This window comes from Geobacter sp. 60473 (genome assembly GCF_036323535.1).
GTDB classification, from domain to species: domain Bacteria; phylum Desulfobacterota; class Desulfuromonadia; order Geobacterales; family Geobacteraceae; genus Geobacter; species Geobacter sulfurreducens.
Genome location: NZ_AP028967.1, coordinates 992,154 through 1,013,054 on the forward strand (window position 1 = coordinate 992,154; position 20,901 = coordinate 1,013,054).

The following is a 20,901-nucleotide window of genomic DNA, read 5'->3' on the forward strand; positions in this document are numbered from 1 at the left end:
CTGGTGCCGGAGGTCGGAATCGAACCGACACGAGGTTGCCCCCGGCGGATTTTGAGTCCGCTGCGTCTACCAGTTTCACCACTCCGGCAAAAGTGTTCGGATTATAGATGCAAGGTCGGTGGAGCGTCAAGGGGAAATGCCCTCTGTGTGGGCGATAAAAAATGTGTTGACACCCCTCGACCTGTTTGGTATAAGTCAGGTCTCTTTTGAACGGGGCTGTAGCTCAGCTGGGAGAGCGCTTGAATGGCATTCAAGAGGTCGTCAGTTCGATCCTGATCAGCTCCACCAAAAACAGAAGGGGTTGGCCGAAAGGCCAACCCCTTTTTGCGTTTTATGGTGCATCCGCCAAGGTCTTTCCCTCGTGCGTCCGTAGTCTATTATTCCTTGAAGTAGATTTGCGCTTTCAGTATACTTGACCGGTTTTTTAAGTGACGAGACAGGAGGTTTTTACCGATGACCGATATGCTTGGCGACTGGAAACGATCTCACCTCTGCGGAACCTTGACCAAGGCTGATGTGGGCAAGCAGGTGACGCTCATGGGCTGGGTGATGCGTCGTCGTGACCACGGCGGACTCATTTTTATCGATCTTCGCGATCGGGAAGGGCTTGCCCAGATTGTTTTCGATCCCGCCCGGGCACCGGAGGCCCATCGGGAGGCCGAGTCCGTCCGCAACGAATACGTCGTGGCCATCAAGGGCGAGGTTATTCCGCGCCCCGAGGGAACCGTCAATCCGAATATGAAGACGGGAGAGGTGGAAATTCTCGTCACGGAATGCAAGTTGTTGAACCGTTCCAAGGCCCTTCCCTTTACGCTGGATGATTATGTCGATGTGGCCGAAAACCTGCGCCTCAAGCATCGCTATCTCGATCTGCGCCGTACTCCACTTCAGCAAAACCTGATCCTTCGTTCCCGGGTCAGCCAGGTTACCCGTCAGTATCTGACCGAAAACGGTTTTCTGGAGATTGAAACACCATTCCTCACCAAGTCGACCCCCGAAGGTGCCAGGGATTTCCTTGTGCCGTCCCGGATCAATCAAGGCAACTTTTACGCTCTCCCCCAATCGCCCCAGATCTTCAAGCAGATTCTCATGATTTCCGGTTTTGATCGCTACTTTCAGGTCGTGCGCTGCTTCCGGGACGAAGACCTGCGGGCCGATCGTCAGCCTGAGTTTACGCAGATCGACTGTGAGCTTTCCTTTGTTGATCGCGATGACGTTGTCGCCGTCATGGAAGGCTTGATTGCGCGAATTTTCAAGGAGGCAAAGGGGGTTGACGTTCAGCTTCCGATCCCGCGCATGACCTATGCCGAGGCGATCCGCCGCTACGGAGTTGATAACCCCGATGTTCGTTTTGGTCTCGAATTGGTGGAACTGACAGACATCGTCAAGGGATCCGGCTTCAAGGTTTTCGCCGATGTGGCCGCCGGCGGGGGCATCATCAAGGGTCTCAACGCCAAGGGTTGCGCACGCTTCTCCCGCAAGGAGATCGACGACCTTACCGATTTCGTCAAGATTTATGGAGCCAAAGGGCTCGCGTATGTCAAAATTGAAGGGGGAGAATGGCACTCTCCCATAGCCAAGTTCTTTACCGCCCAGGAAATTGCCGACATGAACGCAGCTTTCGGTGCCGAGGAGGGGGATCTGCTCCTTTTTGTGGCCGACAAGCCGAAGGTCGTCAATGACTCGCTGGGCAAGCTCCGCAATCAACTGGCCCAGATTCTCGGACTCGTCGATAAGGGGACCTTCAAGTTTGTCTGGATCACTGACTTCCCGTTGCTGGAGTGGGACGAGGAGGAGAAGCGCTGGGCCGCCGTCCATCACCCCTTCACCGCACCCATGGACGAAGATCTCGACAAGGTCGAGTCAGACCCCGGGGCCTGCCGTGCCAAGGCCTACGACCTGGTTCTCAATGGTAACGAGATCGGTGGCGGCAGTATCAGGATTCATCAGCAGCACATCCAGTCTCTGATGTTCAGGATGCTCGGCCTGTCCGAGGAAGAGGCCCGCGCCAAATTCGGATTCCTTCTGGATGCCCTTGAATTCGGCACACCTCCGCACGGAGGCATTGCCTTCGGGATGGATCGACTCATCATGCTTCTTACCGGCAGTGACTCCATCCGGGACGTTATTGCGTTCCCCAAAACACAGAAGGGGGCTTGTCTCATGTCCGACGCCCCGTCGCCGGTTGATTCTAAGCAGCTCAGGGAGTTGGCCATCAAGGTGACGGTCAAGCAGTGATCGGGGATTCCCTATGAAGGTCCGTGCCGGTATTGCCGCACTTGTGACCATTGCAGTTCTTGCGGGGTGTGCTTCTCACCTGCCGGTCCACCGGATTGACGCTCTCACCAGGTTTTCGGCTGTAAGGACGATGGGGGCGGAGAAATATGCAACTCCGGAGTTGGCTAGTCTTCAGCAGGCCATTGCCGAGGGGGACGCGCTCATGCAGAGTGGTAAGTATGAGCTGGCCGACAGTTATTATCTGCTGGCCATTCGCAAAAGTGAGGTCGTGGAGCGGAGTATCGCCCGTGAGCGTGAACATGAACGGGAGATGCAGGTGCAGAGCGAGAACGAGCGGCTTGCCCGTGAGCGCCAGAAGGCACTCGAAGAACTGAAACGCGAACTTGCCGAAAAGGAAAAGGAAGAGAAAAAGCGAACCGAAAGAGCTCCTCAGCCTGTCCGTGACAAGGAGAAGGAAAAAGAGGTCAGGTCGTTTCCGCTCTATCATACGGTAAAGCGTGGCGAAAGCCTTCCGCAAATCGCCGCACAGCCAGACGTTTACGGCGATGCAGCGCTCTGGCCTCTCTTGTACCGTGCCAACCGTGATCAGATACGTGACCCAGGTAGAATATGGCCTGGCCAGGTACTCAGAATTCCTCGAAATATTTCGCGTGACGATCTTGCGGAGGCGAGACGTTACGCGCAGGAGCGACCAGCGCCCTGATCACGCGAGAAGAGACAGAAAGCCGGGATTTTCCCGGCTTTTTTGCGTCTAAAACGTTGGCATTTTTGTTGTATACGGAAAAGGATTTTTTCTTGACAGCAACTAACCTTTTGTATACTGTATACAAACTGATTTTAGAGTATGTTAGGCTTATTTCATGTAAGTCGGTTGAGTTGACAGGGTTGAAGGTCGTTGCTGTAAAAAGTAAGACTGTGGCGGCGGAAATGGCCATGGTGAAAATCTGTGGATTGGTTTGTCATTAGGCCTCAGGCGATGTTAGTAAAAAAACCAAGGAGAGAACATGGCAACGCACAAGATTATCTGGACGGAAATTGATGAAGCGCCCGCACTGGCAACGTACTCATTGCTCCCGATTGTTCAGGCATTTGCTAAGGGAACGGGTGTAGAGGTTGAAACCAGGGATATCTCTCTTGCCGGCAGAATTATTGCCAACTTCCCGGAAAACCTGACAGACGCGCAAAAAATTCCTGATTTCCTGACTCAGTTGGGTGAGCTTACCCAGAGCCCCGAAGCGAATATTATTAAGCTCCCCAATATCAGTGCCTCCGTTCCCCAGCTTAAAGAGGCCATCAAGGAGTTGCAGGATCAAGGGTACAATGTTCCTGATTATCCGGAAGATCCCAAGAACGATGCGGAAAAGGAGATCAAGGAGCGCTACGCCAAGGTGTTGGGCAGCGCCGTGAACCCTGTTCTGCGTGAAGGTAACTCCGACCGGCGCGCCCCGCTTTCGGTCAAGAATTTCTCCAAGAAAAATCCCCACAAGCTGTCCGCTTGGGGTTCCGATTCCAAGGCCCATGTGGCTCACATGACCGGTGGCGATTTCTATGGTAATGAAAAATCTGTGACCATGGAAAACGGCGGAGATTTCAAGATCGAGTTTGTTGATAAAAATGGGAAGGTGACTGCGTTCAAGGAAAAGCTGACCGCCTCCAAGGGCGAAATTCTTGATGGTACCTTCATGAGCAAGAAGGCTCTGTGCCAGTTTTATGCAGAGCAGATTGAAGATGCCAAGAGTAAGGACCTGCTTCTGTCCCTGCACCTGAAGGCCACCATGATGAAGGTGTCCGATCCCATCATGTTCGGCTACGCTGTCTCTGTGTTCTACAAGGACGTGTTTGATAAGCACGCCGACACCTTCAAGCAGCTGGGCGTCAATCCCAATATGGGCCTGGGTGATCTCTACAAGAAAATCGAGTCCCTGCCGGAGGCCAAGCGGGCCGAGATCGAAGCCGATATCGCCGCTGTGTACGGTAAGCGCCCGAAGCTGGCGATGGTTGATTCCGACAAAGGTATCACCAACCTGCATGTACCCAACGACATCATTGTCGATGCGTCCATGCCGGTGGTTGTGCGTGACGGTGGCAAGATGTGGGGCCCCGACGGTCAGCTGCATGATACCAAGGCCATGATTCCGGACCGTTGCTACGCCACCATGTACCGGGAAATCATCGAAGATTGCCAGAAGCATGGTGCCTTCAACCCGGCAACCATGGGCTCGGTGCCCAACGTTGGTCTAATGGCTCAGAAGGCTGAAGAGTACGGCTCTCACCCCACTACCTTTGAAATCCCCGCCGACGGTACGGTACGCGTCGTTACTGCCGACGGTACGGTGCTGATGGAGCACCAGGTGGAGGCGGGCGATATCTGGCGGATGTCCCGCGTGAAAGACATTCCGATCCAGGATTGGGTCAAGCTGGCTGTGAATCGTGCTCGGGCTACCGGCGCGCATGCCATTTTCTGGCTGGACAAGAGCAGGGCTCATGATGCGCAGGTTATCGCAAAGGTGGAAAGTTATCTCAAGAATCACGATACCACGGGGCTTGAGATCAAAGTGCTCCCGCCGGTCGAAGCCATGCGTTACTCGCTGGAGCGCATCCGCAAGGGCCTGGATACCATTTCCGTAACCGGTAACGTTCTTCGGGACTACCTGACCGACCTCTTCCCCATTCTTGAGCTCGGCACCAGCGCCAAAATGCTTTCCATTGTCCCTCTGCTGGCAGGCGGCGGTCTGTTCGAAACCGGCGCCGGCGGGTCGGCTCCGAAACACGTTCAGCAGTTCGTCAAGGAGGGGTACCTGCGGTGGGATTCTCTTGGTGAATTCTCGGCCCTCGCCGCGTCCCTCGAGCATCTCGGCACCAGTTTCAAGAACGACAAGGCTCTCGTGCTGGCTGAAACTCTCGACCAGGCAATCGCCAAGTTCCTTGACAACAACAAGTCGCCTGCCCGCAAAGTCGGCCAGATCGACAACCGTGGCAGCCACTTCTATCTTGCCATGTACTGGGCTGAGGCTTTGGCCGCTCAGTCCAAGGATGCGGAGCTCCAGGCTAAATTCGCTCCCATTGCGAAGCAACTCCAGGAGAGCGAGGCTAAAATCAACGAAGAACTGATCGGTGCTCAGGGTAAGCCGGTAGATATGGGCGGTTACTATCACCCTGATGCGGCGAAGGTGGCCAAGGCTATGCGCCCGAGCGCCACTCTCAACGCCATTGTTGACGCTATTTAAAAGTGACGTAGGAAGTACACTCAAATCAGTTAAAGGAGGAAGATCAGTATGGCACGTAAAAAGATTGCTCTCATTGGTGGTGGCCAGATCGGTGGTGTGCTTGCTCAACTCTGCGCTCTCCGTGAACTTGGCGACGTCGTCCTGTTCGATATCGTAGAAGGCCTTCCCCAGGGGAAATGCCTGGATATCGCCGAAGCTTCTCCTGTTGACGGCTTTGATGTCTGCCTGAAGGGTACCAACAGCTACGAGGACATTGCCGGCGCCGATGTTGTCATCGTGACTGCGGGCCTTCCCCGCAAGCCCGGTATGAGCCGTGACGACCTCATCGAGGTCAACTCCAAGATCATGACGTCGGTTGCCGAGGGGATCAAGCAGTACGCACCCAATTCCTTCGTGATCGTAATATCCAACCCTCTGGACGCGATGGTTACCCTCTGCCAGAAGGTTACCGGTTTCCCCTACAACCGCGTTATCGGTCAGGCCGGAGTTCTCGACTCTGCCCGTTTCGCCACCTTCATCGCCTGGGAACTGGGCGTGTCCGTAAAGGACGTAACCGCCATGACTCTCGGCGGCCACGGCGACGACATGGTACCGCTGGTTCGCTACGCCAGCGTGAACGGCATCCCGGTCATGGAGCTCCTTGAGCGCAAGTATGGCAGCAAGGAGAAGGCTAAGGAGGTTATGGACGCCATGGTTAACCGTACCCGTCTCGCGGGCGGCGAAGTCGTTGCCCTCCTCAAGACCGGTTCCGCCTTCTACAGCCCCGCATCCAGCGCAATCGCCATGGCAGAGTCGATCCTCAAGGACCAGAAGCGGGTTCTTCCGACCTGCGCCTACCTCCAGGGCGAGTTCGGCGTCAACGGCTACTATGTCGGCGTACCCTGCGTGCTTGGTGAGAAGGGTATCGAAAAGATCATCGAGTTCTCTCTCGATGCCGAAGAGCAGGCGATGATGGACAAGTCGGTAGCAGCGGTCAAGAACCTCGTCGACAGCCTCAAGTAAGGTGTTGTCACCCATGACGCAGCAAGGCAAAAGAAGGGCCCTGTGCCCTTCTTTTGCCTTATGGGGGGAGTTGGCGCAGTCAGGTCGATTCCCTATAATGAAAACATATGAGAGTTGAAGTTGTATACGGTATATGCTATATACGTATGCAATTTTGTGCCGGTAACGGCCCCACTTCAGTAAAGGAGCGTATCTAGATGGAAAAACAGCTTCCAACGATTGAGATCATTGAGAAGTACTGCAAGGGGTGTCACATCTGTGTTGAGTTCTGCCCCACAAAGGTACTGGAGATGAAAGGGTTCGTCGTGGCGGTAAAGAACCTTGAAGCTTGCATCAAGTGCATGCAGTGCGAACTGCGGTGTCCCGATTTCGCCATTAAGGTGACCCCTTAACTATTCTCGAGGAGGTAAGTGACGTGGCAAAAAAAGTAGCATTTTTACAGGGTAACGAAGCGGCCGCGCATGGCGCCATATACGCTGGGTGCAAATTCTTCGGTGGTTACCCGATCACTCCGTCGACCGAGGTCGCCGAGGTGATGTCGGCAGAACTTCCCAAGGTGGGTGGCAAGTTCATTCAGATGGAAGACGAAATCGGAGCCATGGCCGCCATCATCGGTGCCTCCTTGACCGGTGTCAAGGTCCTCACCGCAACTTCGGGCCCCGGACTTTCCCTCAAGCAGGAAAACATCGGTTATGCATGCATCACCGAAGTGCCCTGCGTTATTGTTGACGTAATGCGTGGCGGTCCTTCCACCGGTATGCCTACCGGTCCTTCCCAGTCGGACATCATGTGTGCCAAGTGGGGAACTCACGGAGACCATGCCACCATCGCGCTCATGCCCGCGTCGGTTCAGGAATGCTTTGAAATGACCGTCAAGGCGTTCAACCTTGCCGAGAAATACCGCGTACCCGTTTTCGTCATGCCCGACGAGATAGTTGGTCACATGCGCGAGCGTATTGAGTTCCCCGAACCGGGCGAACTGGAGGTGATCGATCGTGCTGCTCCGACCGTGCCGCCCGAGCAGTACAAGCCCTATGATACCCAGTTCGGCGATGTGCCTCCCCTTGCTGCATTCGGGTCCGACTACCGCTTCCACGTGACTGGTCTCAACAAGATGGCGGATGGTTTCCCCACCACCAAGGCTGCAATCGTTCAGGCCGAGGAAGAGCGCCAGGTACGCAAGGTTGAAGCAAACAAGAACGAAATCATGGAATGGGAAGAGTTCATGTGTGAGGACGCCGACGTGATCGTCGTCGCCTTCGGCTCGACCTCCCGGTCCGCACGTTTTGCCGTGAACGAGGCCCGTAAGGAAGGCATCAAGGCGGGTCTTTTCCGTCTCAAGACCTTCTGGCCGTTCCCCGAGGAGCGGATGCTCGAACTTTCCAAAAAGGTAAAGGCCTTCATTACCCCCGAGATGAGCCTTGGTATGTGCAATGGCGTCGTCAAGGGGTGCATCGAAGGCAACGCTCCTGTCCTCGGTATCTATCACGTGGATGGCGAACCGGTAAATCCCGGCGAAATCCTCAGCAAGATTAAGGAGGTCAAGTAATAATGGCTTTCAATTATGAGAAATACATCCGTCCGGGGAAACTGCCTCATATCTGGTGCCCCGGCTGTGGTCACGGCATCGTCATGAAGGGTCTCATCAGGGCGATGGATACACTCGGTCTCGAGAAGAACAATACGGCGATCGTCTCCGGTATCGGTTGCGCCTCCCGTCTTCCCGGATACATGGATTGCTGCACTCTCCACACCGCACACGGTCGCGCTGCTGCGTTCGCCACCGGCGTAAAGCTGTCTAAGCCGGAAATGACTGTCTTCTGCGTCGGCGGTGATGGAGACGGCGTTGCTATCGGCGGCAACCACTTCATCCATGCCTGCCGTCGCAACATTGACATGACGTACATTTTGATGAACAACAAAATCTACGGCATGACCGGCGGGCAGTTCTCGCCGGCTACCCCGCACATGGCGAAAGCTTCCACCACCCCCTATGGCAACCCCGACCCGTCTTTTGACATCGCCAAGCTTGCCATTGGTGCCGGTGCAACCTTCGTGGCCCGCGGCACGGCATTCCACGCCAACCAGATTGACAAGCTGATTGTTGAAGCCGTACAGCACAAGGGAATGTCGGTTGTTGAAATTCTTGACGACTGCCCCACCTGCTTCGGCCGTCGGAACAAGTTCCGGTCGGTTGTAGAGATGATGAATCATCTCAAGGAAGTTGCCGTACCGGTCAAGGCCGCTGAGAAGATGACGCCCGAGCAGCTTCAGGGCAAGGTTCTCACGGGCGTTCTGTACAAGGAAGACAAACCCGAGTACTGCGAAGAGTATCGGAAAGTCATCGAGCGCGCCCAGGGCGGTGCCAAGTAAACCGAGCATAAAAGGAGATAGATACATGTCTGGAAGATATGAAATCAGGTTTTCCGGTGCCGGCGGCCAAGGGCTCATTCTTGCCGGGGTGATTATGGCCGAGGCGGCCTCCATCTACGACGGCAAGCAGGCTGTCCAGTCCCAGAGCTATGGCCCTGAGGCACGGGGAGGCGCTTCCAAGTCGGAAGTCATCATCTCGGATGGTCCGGTTGACTATCCGAAGGCTACGCAGTGCGATGCTCTGCTGGCTCTTACCCAGGAGGCATGCGACAAGTACTCAGCAGACCTGAAAGAGGGTGGAGTCCTGCTGGTTGATTCTGACCTCGTTACTAAACTGCCGCCGGGCAACTATCAAACGACCGCGTTCAATATCATTAATACCGCAAAGAACGATGTTGGTCGTGAAATCGTTGCCAACATCGTTGCTCTTGGTGCCATGGTTGCCCTGACCGGCGTCGTGTCCAAGGAAGCGGCCGAAAAGGCTGTTCTTTCCCGAGTTCCCGAGGCCTTTGTGGAGCTGAACAGAAAAGCGTTCCAGATGGGTTTCGAGAAGGCATTGGCTGCAAAAAAATAGTATTCGTTCATGTGGGAACGACAAAGGCTCGGCGTATGCGTCGAGCCTTTGTCGTTTTCGGTCAAACCCTGTTAATCCCTTGCGGGCCAAGGCATTATGGGGTATAACGTACGCTAAATGACGGTGCGTTGACCTTTCTTGCCAGGAGTCCTGCCATGACGCTGGAGCTCTGCAGATTGTCGTTGCAGCAGACACAGGAACTCTTGAGGCTCACTGATGCCACGCTCAAGAACATATGTTCTGGCAGGTTTTCCGGTGAGGAGCTCTACTCCGAGGCGATTCGGCGGGTTCTCGGTGGTGGCGGCAAGCGGGGTCCGGAAAGTATTTTTCTCCTCCTTGACGGCTTGGGCGGTACGAGCAGAGGGTGGATTTTTCAAATCCAAGCCAGCGAGTTGGTAAGAAGTTCAGATGAAATTCTCGTAGATGCCGACTCGGTTTATTCACTGGGCCGCCTCGGTAGCGAGGTTCTCGTGTCGAACTGGCGTGAGAGCTTCGAATCGATTGACCGCTATCAGCTAATCTTTCATCCCGACATTGTCAAACATATAGCAAAGCCGATCAGGAACTTTGTCGCATGCCAGATCAGCGGCGAGAGTAATGGTGCGCTCCTTGCATTTAATTACGCCGGGGAAGCCACAGAGTACGACGGCGATGTGCTTCGCGGACTGTCGGTTGTCATTGGCTCCCTCGTCACGCTGTCGGCGATGGTTCGCGAAACCGAGCATGCATTCATTTACACCATCGAGGCATTGGCTCGGGCATGCGAGGCGGCAGAGGAGAGCACGGGTGACCATATCGTACGGGTGAATCGCTATGCCGGAGCCCTTGCCGCGCATATGGATCTCTCTCCCGACTTTGTCGAGGTGATATCCTATTCGGCTCAGATGCACGACGTGGGAAAGATTCGGGTTCCGGCGGCCATCCTCTTGAAGCCCGGCCCCCTTGATGAGGCTGAAGAACGCATCATGCGCCTACATCCGGAATTCGGAGAGCAGATTCTGGGTGATTCTCCCCGTCTGAGCGTGGCACGGGAGATTGCTCTGACTCATCACGAGAACTGGGATGGAAGCGGGTATCCCCGAGGCTTGCAGGGTGAAGCCATTCCGCTGGCCGGTAGAATCGTGAAGCTTGCTGATGTCTATGATGCTCTCCGTTCCAGGCGCAGTTATAAAAACGCCCTGAGCCACGCAGAAGCGCGCAATGTCTTCTTGAACGGCGATGAGCGGATCACGCCGCGCAGTCATTTCGATCCTCGGGTTCTTGAGACGTTCTTTCGCATAGAGCCTCTCTTTGAGCGAATCTACGAGGGTTCGCGCAACCAGCAGGCATAGGGTGACGCTGCTGTTCAGGTAGCGCCGCACATGCGTTTTTACCTTGAAACTTTAGTATGCTAAAGGAGATCGGAATGTTTCTTCTTCCCAAAGGGAATCCGTTGTATGAGAACATTGCGGCGTCCAAGGTCAAGATCCCCGACATGTTTGAGAAGCTGAAAAGCAGTTCTTTCACCGGCTATCTCTGCTTTTCGTTTCCTTCATCCATTGCAATTTTCTTTTTTGAGGCCGGAAAGCTGATCAGCGCCATGCTTGAGCAGGACGGAAAGAGGCAGACCGGCTTCGAAGCCATTGCCGGCGTATGTACTCAGATTTTTGGCGGTGGCGGTGCCTTGAGCGTGTACAAGCTCTCCAGGGATCTCACCATGTGTCTCCATGCGATGCTCCATGGTGATGTGCTGTACCAGGGGCAGGAGCTCAAGCTGATCGACATCAAGGGCTTGCTCGAAAAGATGAAAGCCCAGCGTCTCAACGGTTGTTTAAGGATATATACCGAGGACCGGACAGCCCTTATCTTTTACAAGGATGGGGCACCCCTTGGTTTTTTTCATGATGGTTCCCACGATATAGAGACATCCGCTTCCGAGTCCCAGAAAATCGCCGGCCTGCCCGGAGCCAAAATTGACGTGTTGTCGACCAAGAGCGCTGAAGAACTCATGCATTACGACCTGTTGGAAATGGTCAACATTGCCAAGCTCTGGGAGTCGACCACGGCTCGCTTTTCCTCAGAACGGGAAAAGATCCGGAAAGATGCGGAGGTCGTTGGTCGACAGCATGCAGATGACGCATTGAAGGAACTTGAAGACGATCTCAAGGAAGTAGCCATGGCCTATGTCGGTAAAATGGGCGCTTCGCTCGTTGAGAAGGAACTGAATGACCGCGGCGGGCGCCGCTCCCTCACGGACGGTTCTCAGGTCGGCGCATTCCTTGCCGGTGTGGAGAAAGGGGCAAAGCTCCTGACCAGCATATCCAAAGCCAAGGAAATGCTGGAGACCATGAAAAACGAAATCGCGGAACGGACGAAATCACTTCTGTGACAATGCAATCGTTGGAGTGCTCGAGAGGGAACGATGGCAGACATATCAACCGTTGACCTGGTTCAGATTATCTTCTGGTTTCTGGCCGGATGCGTTAGTTTTTACTTCAGCATGGACAATGCCCGGGTCTGGACCAGTATCTCCATGGGCTTTTTTCTCATTTTCCTGAGCCAGCTCTATGTGGTCGAGAAGGCGCTGGACGCTCCCTGGACCGCGTATACCCAACTGGAGGCGATCCATTACATCATTGGCACCGTTGCCATCATGGTCATGACCCACGGGTTCCAGGAGTATTATATCTTCAGCCGAACCCTAGAGCTGGGAGGGAGCAAGCATGTCGTCTACCTCTCCATTCTCGGTGTTCTCGTGGGGTCGGTGATCTTTATCTTTGTCAACCCTGAGCCCCAGTATCCGGTTCTGCGCAACATCGGCATGATTGAAAACAGCACCTGGGTTTTCCTGTCGCTGGTAAATATTGATATAATTCGCAAGATTTATCTGCAGATTCGAGATTCGGTGATAGCCAACGGCTTTATCGCCTTTGGCGTCGTCTTTGTTGCTATCTTTCTGTGGAAAGGGTCTGAATTGTACCTTCAGGTCTACAACTGGGACTATGACTGGCAGATCATCATGCAGAACCTGGGTGTCACATTGCCGGAACAGTTCATGGGCCGCCGCCAGTTTTCCCTGATGGTTCATGATGCGGCGGGGCTTGCTTCGGGACTGACAGCCGGCGGTACGTTTCTGTACCTTCTCAGGCTGCTGCGCTGATCGCTGCTTCTCACATTACGCGGAGAAAAGGGCTGGCAAAGCCCTTTTCTCTTTTGCGGGCCACGTCACGACGCCGGAAATGCGTGGTACACTCCTCTCGGAGGCTGCGTGCAGGAATTCCTTGGCCAATACTTGACAACCTACGGTTACGGAGTGCTCTTTGTCTGGACCTTCCTTGAGGGCGAGGCAGGGCTCATACTTGCGGGGTTCCTTGCGTTCCAGGGGTATCTGGATATCGGAGGCGTCATCCTGACCGCCCTTGGGGGCGCGTTTGCCGGGGATCAGTTCTACTTTTACCTGGGGCGCTGGAAAGGGCCCTGGCTGCTGAAGGCGTTTACTCTTATCGCCCGCAAGTTCCGCAAGGCCCTCCGACTTATCGAGCGCTACGGTACCTTTGTTGCCTTTGTTTCGCGTTACACCTACGGTTTCAGAATCATCCTGCCGATCATTCTCGGCATGACCACGTTCCCCGCCCGGCGGTTCCTCTGGCTGAACCTCTGCAGTGCCTCTCTCTGGGCAGTGCTATTTTCCCTGGCGGGTTATTTTTTCGGTAAGAGCGCGTCACTCTTCGTGGAGGACGTGAGCCGGTACGAGTCGCATCTGCTGGCAATTCTGGCAGGGCTTGTCTTCTGCATGTGGCTGTTTCATCTGATCCATGCCCGCATGAGAAGGAGACCCGCCCGTGAACGGCTCAAACGAATGAGGCAACGGGAGTTCGATTGATGGGAGGAATGAAGAACGATGTCGGATCATGAAGTGACCGGGGGCGTTTCCCTGAAAGAGCGGGTCGCCATAGTACTGGTGGAGCCGCAGAGCCCCGGCAATGTGGGGATGGTGTGTCGCGCCATGAAGAACATGGGGCTCGGTGAACTGCGAATCGTAAAGGGGTGTCGTCTCGATCACCCGGAAGCACTCAAGTTTGCAGTTTCCGCCCGGGATCTTCTTGAGAGGGCCAGAGTATTCGAGTCCCTTGAAGATGCCCTGTCTGATACGGAACTGTCCGTGGCCACGACCCGTCGCCACGGCAAATACCGTCAGGAGATCTTTTCACCGAAGGAGATCGTGTCGAAGTTTGCCGCCAATCTTGCAGGCAACCGTGCCGCCCTGGTCTTCGGCAGGGAAGATAACGGTCTGACCACCGATGAGCTTTCCCTGTGCCGCTGGCATGCCACGATTCCCTCGTCGGAGGAGTACGGTTCTTTGAATCTGGCCCAGGCAGTGATGGTGTTCTGTTACGAGCTGTTCACCTCCTTGGGCAGCCGGACAGTGGGCGGGGAAGATCGTCCCCTTGCGGGATCAGCCGAAACGGAACCCCTCTTCGAACATATGGAGCGTACCCTGATGCGTATCGGGTATCTCAATCCCCAGAATCCCGCCCACCTGATGCGTTCGCTGCGGCGCATCTTTGCGCGCTCCGAGCTGGATAGCCGCGAGGTGGCCATTCTGCGCGGGATGATGACCCAGATCGACTGGGCGGCCGACCAGTTCAAGGGAAAGAAGGGGGCATGACTGTCACGACGCTGCTTGGACTTACGGCGGGAATCCTCACGAGCGTAGCCGCCATACCCCAGGTGATCAGAGCTTTCAGGACCAAACGGGTGCGCGACATTTCGATCTGGCAACCGGTGCTTCTTGTTACCGGCCTGTTCCTCTGGCTCGGATATGGCCTGCTCCTGCGCGATCTCCCGCTCATTGCCGCCAATATCGTTTCGATCATCTGCAACGGTGCCGTGATCGTCATGAAAATGAGCTATGGGGGGGATGACAACCGGCCGGCTGATGATTATCCTTGAGAGTGGCATTATTCCAGGATGGTGGAGGACCCATGAAACGACTGGTGATGATGGTGACAGCGCTGCTGGGATTGTCGCTGCTTTCGGGCTGCGGCTACAACGTGATGCAGGCCAACGAAGAGGCGGTATTTGCCGCGTGGGGCGACGTTGAGGCGGCGTACCAGCGGCGGGCCGATCTCATTCCCAATCTGGTGGAGGTGGTCAAGGGGTACGCGAAGCATGAAGCTGAAACCCTGACGGCGGTGACCGAAGCCCGGGCCAAGGTCGGGTCCATGCAGGTGACCCGTGATACCGTGAACAATCCGGAAACCCTGGCCAGGTTCCAGCAGGCCCAGGGGGAGCTCTCCAGCGCGTTATCGCGGCTCATGGTCGTGGTGGAACGATATCCGGATCTGAAGGCCAACCAGAACTTCCTTGATCTCCAGAACCAGCTGGAAGGGACCGAAAATCGGATCAATGTAGCCCGGACCCGCTACAACAAGGCGGTACAGGACTTCAATACCAGCATCAGAACCTTCCCCAACAGCCTTACGAACAAGCTGCTGCTCCACCTGGAGCGCAAGGAACCGTTCAAGGCCGACGAAGGTGCCAAGGCCGCGCCTAAAGTGAAGTTTTGACGAGGTCCCGGATCTCCGGTCTGAACATGAAGCGCCTGCTTCTCGCCATATGCATCATTCTGTTCCCGATATTCGCCGCAGCACGCGACGTGCCGCAACTACGCGGGTACGTGAACGATTACGCCGGACTCCTGTCTCCGCAGGCAACTCAACGGGTGGAGCAGATCCTGGCCGATCTCGAACGGAGCGATTCGACCCAAATCGTCGTGCTTACGGTACCCTCCCTGGAAGGCGACAATCTTGAGGAATTTTCCATCCGGGTGGCGGATGCCTGGCGGATCGGACAGAAAGGTGCTGACAACGGTGCCATTTTTCTGGTTGCCCGGGCCGAGCGGAAGGTGAGGATCGAGGTGGGGCGGGGGCTCGAAGGGCGCCTGACCGACCTTGTCTCCGGACGGATTATCCGGGGCGAGATTGCCCCTTACTTCAGGCAGGGGGATTACGACGGCGGAATTCTAGCCGGCGTGTCGGCCATGGCAGCCGCGGTGAAGGGGGAGTATGCCAACGCACCGCGTGATCTCAGGCAGGGGAAGAAAAGTGCCCCTCCCATCATGGGTCTGCTCATCTTTGTCGGGGTTGCCTGCGTCTTTCTCGGAGCGTTTTCCCGTATCCTCGGCGGCCTCGCCGGTGCTGTCGGGTTGCCGTTGGTTACCCTGCTTACCGTCCCGGGGCTTGGCCTTGTTTTGCTTGCCGGCCTTGCGGTGGCCGGATTCGTGGCCGGCCTCGCGCTCACCTCGCTGTTCGGCGGCGGCAGGGGCGGAGGAGGCTTTGGTGGCGGCCCGTACCTCGGCGGTGGCTTTGGGGGAGGGTATGGTGGAGGCTGGTCGTCGGGGGGTGGTTTTTCCGGCGGCGGGGGTGGTTTCGGCGGCGGCGGAGCTTCGGGCGACTGGTGAGGCGGGGTAATCAGGAATGAAGGCTGAATTGTTTTTTTCGTCCGCGGAAAAGGAGCGAATCCGCAACGCCGTGGCTGCTGCAGAAGCGGCTACCTCTGGCGAAATTGTAACCATGGTGGTGACTGACAGTGACAGCTACCGTGAGGCGGAGACACTCGGTGCCGTCCTCCTGGCCGGATTGGTGTCGATTGCCGTTGCCGTGGTGCTCCACCATGTGACCATCTGGACGTACATACCCCTTGTTTTCATTCTGTTTCCGGCTGCGCGGGCAGTCATGCGCCGGATCCCGCGCCTGAAACTTCCCTTTGTCGGCAGGGCTCGCCTTGCCGAGGCCGTGCGTGAGCGGGCCGTGCGTGCGTTCTATGAACGCGGGCTCTACCGGACTCGGCAGGAAACCGGTGTCCTCATTTTCATATCACTCCTCGAACACAAGGTCTGGATTCTGGGAGACCGGGGGATCAACGCGAAGATACCGCCGGGATTCTGGGAGGGACTGGCCGGTGAATTGGCCCGGGGGATACGGGAGGGAAAAGGCTGTGATGCCCTCTGCGCCGCTGTTGCCGGGTGCGGGGCCGAACTGGCCAGGCATTTCCCGCGCCGGGCCGACGATACGAACGAGCTGACGGATGATCTGATGACGTGAGAGCGGTCAGTGCGTCCCCGCGGATTCGCCCGTGTGACGCGGGCGCCGCAGAAGCAGCAGGAAAGGGATCACGCTGAGAAAGGCGATCCCCACGATCCAGAATATCCGGTTGTATGCCAGCATCCCCGCCTGTTTCTGAATAACACCGTAGAGTGCTCCGAGAGCAGCTTTCCCTGCGGTCACCCCATCCATTCCCCGTTGTTGCATCCCTTCCGCGAGCATGCTGAGCCGTTGTTGTGCCACAGGATTGTACGGCGTTACCTGTTCCACCAGGACATTCTGGTAAAACTGGTGATACCGGGCAATGAGGGTGGCGGCAACGGCGATGCCCACACTGCCGCCGATATTGCGCATCAGGTTGAGCATGCCGGTGGCATTCCCCATCTCTTCCCTGGGAATCGGCATGAGGGTCACGGTGTTGAGGGGGACGAACAGCATGGCGAGCCCCACGCCGAGGACCACTCGCGGCCAGACGAAGTCCCAGTAGGATGCCTCCAGGGTGAACCCTTGCATGAGGAACATGGCGGTCGAACCGATCAGAAGCCCGCCCAGGACCACTTTTCGGCCGTCGTAGCGTGAGATGACCGCCCCCACGAACGGCATGGTCAGCAGGGTAGCCACCCCCCCTGGGGCCAGGACCATCCCGGCCAGGGTTGCATCGTAGCCCATGAGCGTCTGGAGGAAGAGGGGGATCAGCATGATTGAGCTGTAGAGGCAGAACCCGATCATGAACATGATGAGATTGCCGGCGGAAAATGAAATGTCCTTGAACAGGCGCAGGTTGACGATTGGGTGCTCGTGCCTGAGCTCCACATAGACGAGGAGCATCAGCGCAAGTACCGAGATGATGGATGCGCCGGTGATAAAGGATGAGTTGAACCAGTCGTCCTGCTGTCCCTTGTCGAGCACGATCTGCAGCGCCCCGAGTCCGACGGTCAGCAACCCCAGCCCCCACCAGTCGATGGACAGCTTGGAGCGGCGGAGATAGGGGGGGTCGAAGATGAAGTAGACCGCCATGATCACCGCCAGGATGCCTATGGGGATATTGATGTAGAAAATCCAGCGCCAGTTCAGGTTGTCGGTGATCCAGCCCCCCAGGGCCGGGCCGATGATGGGGCCGAACATGGCGCCGATGCCGAAGATGGCGTTGGCCATTCCCCGTTCCCGGGGCGGGAATGTCTCCATGAGGATCGCCTGGCTGCTCGGGATCAGGGCTCCACCAGCAGCGCCCTGGACTATCCTGAAGAAGATGAGGCTTGCCAGGTTGGGCGCGGCGCCGCAGAGAAACGAGGCAATGGTGAAGAGGGTGATGCAGGAGATGAGGAACCGTTTCCTGCCGAAGAGTCGCGAAAACCAGCCGGTCATGGGGAGGACCACGGCGTTGCTCACCAGGTAGGAGGTGAGCACCCAGGTGATTTCGTCGGTGCCGGCGTTGAGGCTCCCCTGCATGTGGGGAAGCGCCACGTTCGCCACGGAGGTGTCGACGATCTCCATGATTGTCGGCAGCATCACCGTGATGGTGATGAGCCACTTGTTGACGGTTTTCGTGTCCGGTTCCACGTCTCCTGCCTTCTAGAACGGCCAGAGCCCGTGGAGGATGTCGCCCAGAGAGCGCTCCACATCCACCGACGGCACCACGCTCATGCCCACCCGCAGCAGGTGGCCGGGATCGCTTGCCCTGTCCACGGCGATCTTGACCGGAACCCGCTGGACGACCTTCACGTAGTTGCCCGTGGCGTTTTCGGGCGGCAAGAGCGAGAAGGCCGCGCCGGTTCCTGCCATGATGCTGTCGATCCTGCCCGAGAAGGTGCGGCCGGGATAGGCGTCAACCGTAAAGGTCACCTTCTGGCCCGGCTTCATGTGAGTAAGCTGGCTCTCCTTGTAGTTGGCAGTGATCCAGACGTCATCCAGGTCGACCACGGCCATGAGGGGCTGGCCCGCCTGGACCGTGTTGCCCGGCTCCACCGATTTGCGCGTGACGTAACCGTCGGCGGGCGCCAGAATCTTCGTGTAGGAAAGGTTGAGGGACGCCGTGGCGAGCTGGGCATCGCGCAGCGCCACGCGGGCTTCACGGCTGCCGTTCCCGGACAGGCCGATTTCGGCCTGTGCCTTGCGCATCTGCTCCTCTGCCTCGCGCACCTGGGCCGCCGCCACCCGCTTCGCTGTTTCGAGCCGGTCGAACTGTTCGCGGGGGATGACCTCTTTTGCCAGCAAAGCCGTGCCACGTGTCAGGTCCAGGTCGGCCTGGGCCAGGCGCGCCCGGGCATGGTCGACCGCGGCACGCGCCGCTTCCACCTGGGCATAGTCGCCCGATGTCTCGTTGCGGGCCATGGCAAGGGCTGCCGTGGCCTCGCTGACCCGGGTCCGGTAGTCGTTGGGATCCAGTTCCGCAAGGATATCTCCTTTTTTCACGGCCTGGTTGTCAGTGACATACACCACGGCGACCGTACCCGGCACCCGGGAGGACACCGCATGGATGTGGGATTCCACGAAGGCGTTGTCCGTGGCTAGGTACGTCATGCCGTGGACGAGCCAGCGCAGGCCGATCACCGCCCCAACCACGAACAGTATGAGCAGGACAATGCCCGCCCGTCTCCGCTTGCCGCCGCTCCCCTTGCTCTGTGGCGCCGGCTTGGCCGACGGGGTTTCCCGGGTTTCTCCCCGGTCCGGTAGTTCCTGTTCCGTTGTCATGCCTACAGTTCTCCCATGGCTTTGCTGACACGGGCCTTGGCGACCTGGAAGTCGAAAACGGCCCGGTGATAATCGGTCTTGATCTGGGTAAGCAGTGTCTGGGCATCGAGCACATCGGTGGCCGTGCCGACCTGGGCCTGGTAGCGGTCCCGGTTGATTCTCAGGTTTTCTTCTCCCTGGCGGATTGCCGTTTCAACGCTCTTGATCCGCTGTTCCGCCACCCGGGCATCGTTCAGGGCAGTGGCAAGCTCGAGCCGGACCTGTTCCCGCGCCAGTCGCAGCGCATCGCGGCTTCTGGAGAGGCGCTCGACTGACTGCCGGTGCCTGGATTCCGTGGCGAACCCTTCGAAGAGATTGATCTTCAGCCCCACCGTTGCGGCATAGATTGCCTGCTCGCGCACCTTGCTGTTCTCCACGTAGTCGACACCGGCCTTGGCATAGAGTTCGGGGTAGTAACCGCTCCTGGCCTCGGAAACTTCCGCATCGGCGGCGTCTGCGCTTCGCGCAAGGGCAGTCAGTTCGGGACGATTGGCAAAGGCGCGTTCTTCGGCCCCGGCGGTATCGGGCATGGCGGATTCAGTTCCCTCTTCAAGCTCGTCACGCTGATCGAGAGGTCTTCCGGCCAGGTGATTCAGGTACATCCAGCGGTTTTCGAGACGATTTGCCGCCACCAGGCGCTTCTGGGAGCTTTCCGCCAGTCTGACCTGGGCCTGGAGCAGGTCGTTGCGGGTGACCACCCCCTGTTCGAAGAGATTGGTGGCGATCCGCAGATGGTCGGTTCGCTGGGCCACTTCCTCCTCGGCGGTGCCGAGGAGGCGCCGTGCTTCGAGGATGCCGAAATAGGCCTCGACAACCTGGAGGAATACGTCTTTCTCGGCCGCTGCGTATTGCTGGGCAGTCGCCTCGTGGAGGAGGGACGCCCGCTGCCGGCGCGAGGAGGTGCGGCCGAAATCATAGATGGTCTGGGTCACGGAGAGGTTGAAGAATCCATAGGTGCCGTCCTGGGTCTCAATGCTGCCCCGTTCGCCGAAATTCACCGCCTGGGGCTTTGCCTGGAGGGTGTACCCGCCCTGGAAGTCCACGCGCGGGAGAAAGCCGCTTCGGGCCTGGGTGATCGCCTCTTGCGCGATAAGGCGGTCGGAAGCTGTTACGGCCAGCGAGTAGTTGCCGGCCGCGGCCAGACTCAGGCATTCCTTGAGTGAAAGCGCGCTGGCCATGGCCGGCGTCGCTGCACAGAGCGCAAGGATCAGGAAGGAAAGGCTACGGGGTGCTAGAGGTTTCATGGCGATTCTCCGGCGCGATCCTGATTTGTTTCAAAAGGTGCCGCAGGTTGTCCTGCTCGTCATCGGACAGGGGTGCGAGAAAGAGGGTTAGTACCTCCGCCGCGGTGGCGCAGAGTTCGTGTTCGAGCTCCTTGCCCCGTCCGGTGAGGCAGACTCGATAGGCGCGGCGGTCCTCTGGGTGGGGCTGCCGCTTGACCAGCCCGAGTTTTTCGAGCCGGTCAACGAGACCGCCGATGGTGGTCCGGTCAATGAGGGTCTTCTGGGACAAGGCCGTCTGGGACTGACCGTCTTCCTTCCAGAGAAAAGCAAGAAGGCTGAACTGCGGAGGGGTCAGTCCGTATGGGTCCAGTTGTTCCTTGAATAGTGCAAAGCCCCGTTGGTAGGCCTTGGCAAGGAGGAAGCCGATACTGTTTTCAATGTCGTACATG

Annotated in this window: 21 protein-coding genes and 2 tRNA genes; 18 read left to right on the top strand and 5 right to left on the bottom strand. The window is 57.3% G+C overall.

Annotated elements, in window-relative coordinates; genetic code table 11:
- Window position 1 precedes the first annotated feature (1 nt).
- Window positions 2-88 (bottom strand) — tRNA-Leu (locus AABA48_RS04435).
- Between the two features lie 124 nt (window positions 89-212).
- Here AABA48_RS04435 and AABA48_RS04440 point away from each other — a divergent pair.
- The 18 genes from AABA48_RS04440 to AABA48_RS04525 all read left to right on the top strand — a co-directional run bounded on the left by AABA48_RS04440 (window position 213) and on the right by AABA48_RS04525 (window position 16,499).
- Window positions 213-288: transfer RNA gene (locus tag AABA48_RS04440), tRNA-Ala, on the top strand.
- 165 nt (window positions 289-453) lie between these two features.
- Window positions 454-2,238: an aspartate--tRNA ligase gene (gene aspS / locus AABA48_RS04445; RefSeq protein ID WP_286349889.1), complete on the top strand. Its 1,785-nt coding sequence runs from the start codon at window positions 454-456 to the stop codon at window positions 2,236-2,238.
- A gap of 13 nt (window positions 2,239-2,251) precedes the next feature.
- Window positions 2,252-2,941, top strand: coding sequence for a DUF4398 domain-containing protein (locus tag AABA48_RS04450; RefSeq protein ID WP_324310600.1), 690 nt, complete (start codon window positions 2,252-2,254; stop codon window positions 2,939-2,941).
- A 301-nt stretch (window positions 2,942-3,242) separates the two neighbouring features.
- Window positions 3,243-5,465, top strand: a complete 2,223-nt coding sequence (locus AABA48_RS04455) for an NADP-dependent isocitrate dehydrogenase (RefSeq protein ID WP_286349887.1) — start codon at window positions 3,243-3,245, stop codon at window positions 5,463-5,465.
- 48 nt (window positions 5,466-5,513) lie between these two features.
- A complete protein-coding gene (mdh, locus tag AABA48_RS04460; RefSeq protein WP_286349886.1) occupies window positions 5,514-6,467 on the top strand; it encodes a malate dehydrogenase in 954 nt (317 codons plus the stop codon).
- A 197-nt stretch (window positions 6,468-6,664) separates the two neighbouring features.
- Complete coding sequence (locus AABA48_RS04465) at window positions 6,665-6,859, top strand: 4Fe-4S binding protein (RefSeq protein ID WP_010942113.1); 195 nt, start codon at window positions 6,665-6,667, stop codon at window positions 6,857-6,859.
- A 23-nt stretch (window positions 6,860-6,882) separates the two neighbouring features.
- On the top strand, window positions 6,883-8,016 hold the full coding sequence (locus AABA48_RS04470; RefSeq protein ID WP_010942114.1) for a 2-oxoacid:acceptor oxidoreductase subunit alpha: 1,134 nt from the start codon (window positions 6,883-6,885) through the stop codon (window positions 8,014-8,016).
- 2 nt (window positions 8,017-8,018) lie between these two features.
- Window positions 8,019-8,840, top strand: coding sequence for a 2-oxoacid:ferredoxin oxidoreductase subunit beta (locus tag AABA48_RS04475; protein ID WP_119332446.1), 822 nt, complete (start codon window positions 8,019-8,021; stop codon window positions 8,838-8,840).
- A 25-nt stretch (window positions 8,841-8,865) separates the two neighbouring features.
- The gene (locus tag AABA48_RS04480) at window positions 8,866-9,414 is read left to right on the top strand and encodes a 2-oxoacid:acceptor oxidoreductase family protein (RefSeq protein ID WP_010942116.1); all 549 of its coding nucleotides are present in this window, start codon (window positions 8,866-8,868) and stop codon (window positions 9,412-9,414) included.
- Window positions 9,415-9,569: 155 nt separating this feature from the next.
- Window positions 9,570-10,745, top strand: a complete 1,176-nt coding sequence (locus AABA48_RS04485) for an HD-GYP domain-containing protein (RefSeq protein WP_286349885.1) — start codon at window positions 9,570-9,572, stop codon at window positions 10,743-10,745.
- A gap of 74 nt (window positions 10,746-10,819) precedes the next feature.
- Window positions 10,820-11,782, top strand: a complete 963-nt coding sequence (locus AABA48_RS04490) for a GTPase-activating protein (protein ID WP_286349884.1) — start codon at window positions 10,820-10,822, stop codon at window positions 11,780-11,782.
- 33 nt (window positions 11,783-11,815) lie between these two features.
- A complete protein-coding gene (locus AABA48_RS04495; protein WP_286349883.1) occupies window positions 11,816-12,553 on the top strand; it encodes a hypothetical protein in 738 nt (245 codons plus the stop codon).
- Window positions 12,554-12,661: 108 nt separating this feature from the next.
- On the top strand, window positions 12,662-13,276 hold the full coding sequence (locus tag AABA48_RS04500) for a DedA family protein (RefSeq protein ID WP_286349882.1): 615 nt from the start codon (window positions 12,662-12,664) through the stop codon (window positions 13,274-13,276).
- Between the two features lie 18 nt (window positions 13,277-13,294).
- Entirely contained in the window at window positions 13,295-14,062 is a 768-nt protein-coding gene (locus AABA48_RS04505) for an RNA methyltransferase (protein ID WP_010942121.1), read from the top strand.
- Entirely contained in the window at window positions 14,059-14,346 is a 288-nt protein-coding gene (locus AABA48_RS04510; RefSeq protein WP_338271168.1) for a SemiSWEET family sugar transporter, read from the top strand. The genes AABA48_RS04505 and AABA48_RS04510 overlap by 4 nt, the downstream gene beginning before the upstream one ends.
- A 32-nt stretch (window positions 14,347-14,378) precedes the next feature.
- Window positions 14,379-14,963, top strand: coding sequence for a LemA family protein (locus AABA48_RS04515; protein WP_338271169.1), 585 nt, complete (start codon window positions 14,379-14,381; stop codon window positions 14,961-14,963).
- A gap of 26 nt (window positions 14,964-14,989) precedes the next feature.
- Window positions 14,990-15,856: a TPM domain-containing protein gene (locus tag AABA48_RS04520; RefSeq protein WP_286349880.1), complete on the top strand. Its 867-nt coding sequence runs from the start codon at window positions 14,990-14,992 to the stop codon at window positions 15,854-15,856.
- A gap of 16 nt (window positions 15,857-15,872) precedes the next feature.
- Window positions 15,873-16,499 (top strand): TPM domain-containing protein, encoded by a 627-nt coding sequence (locus AABA48_RS04525; protein ID WP_286349879.1) that lies wholly within the window; start codon window positions 15,873-15,875, stop codon window positions 16,497-16,499.
- A gap of 6 nt (window positions 16,500-16,505) precedes the next feature.
- Here AABA48_RS04525 and AABA48_RS04530 read toward each other — a convergent pair whose 3' ends face one another.
- The 4 genes from AABA48_RS04530 to AABA48_RS04545 form a co-directional block, all read right to left on the bottom strand.
- Entirely contained in the window at window positions 16,506-18,008 is a 1,503-nt protein-coding gene (locus tag AABA48_RS04530) for an MDR family MFS transporter (protein ID WP_338271289.1), read from the bottom strand.
- Window positions 18,009-18,071: 63 nt separating this feature from the next.
- Entirely contained in the window at window positions 18,072-19,190 is a 1,119-nt protein-coding gene (locus tag AABA48_RS04535; RefSeq protein WP_286349877.1) for an HlyD family secretion protein, read from the bottom strand.
- A gap of 2 nt (window positions 19,191-19,192) precedes the next feature.
- Window positions 19,193-20,473 (bottom strand): TolC family protein, encoded by a 1,281-nt coding sequence (locus AABA48_RS04540; protein WP_286349876.1) that lies wholly within the window; start codon window positions 20,471-20,473, stop codon window positions 19,193-19,195.
- Entirely contained in the window at window positions 20,451-20,900 is a 450-nt protein-coding gene (locus AABA48_RS04545) for a MarR family winged helix-turn-helix transcriptional regulator (protein ID WP_014551626.1), read from the bottom strand. The genes AABA48_RS04540 and AABA48_RS04545 overlap by 23 nt, the downstream gene beginning before the upstream one ends.
- Window position 20,901: the final 1 nt, after the last annotated feature.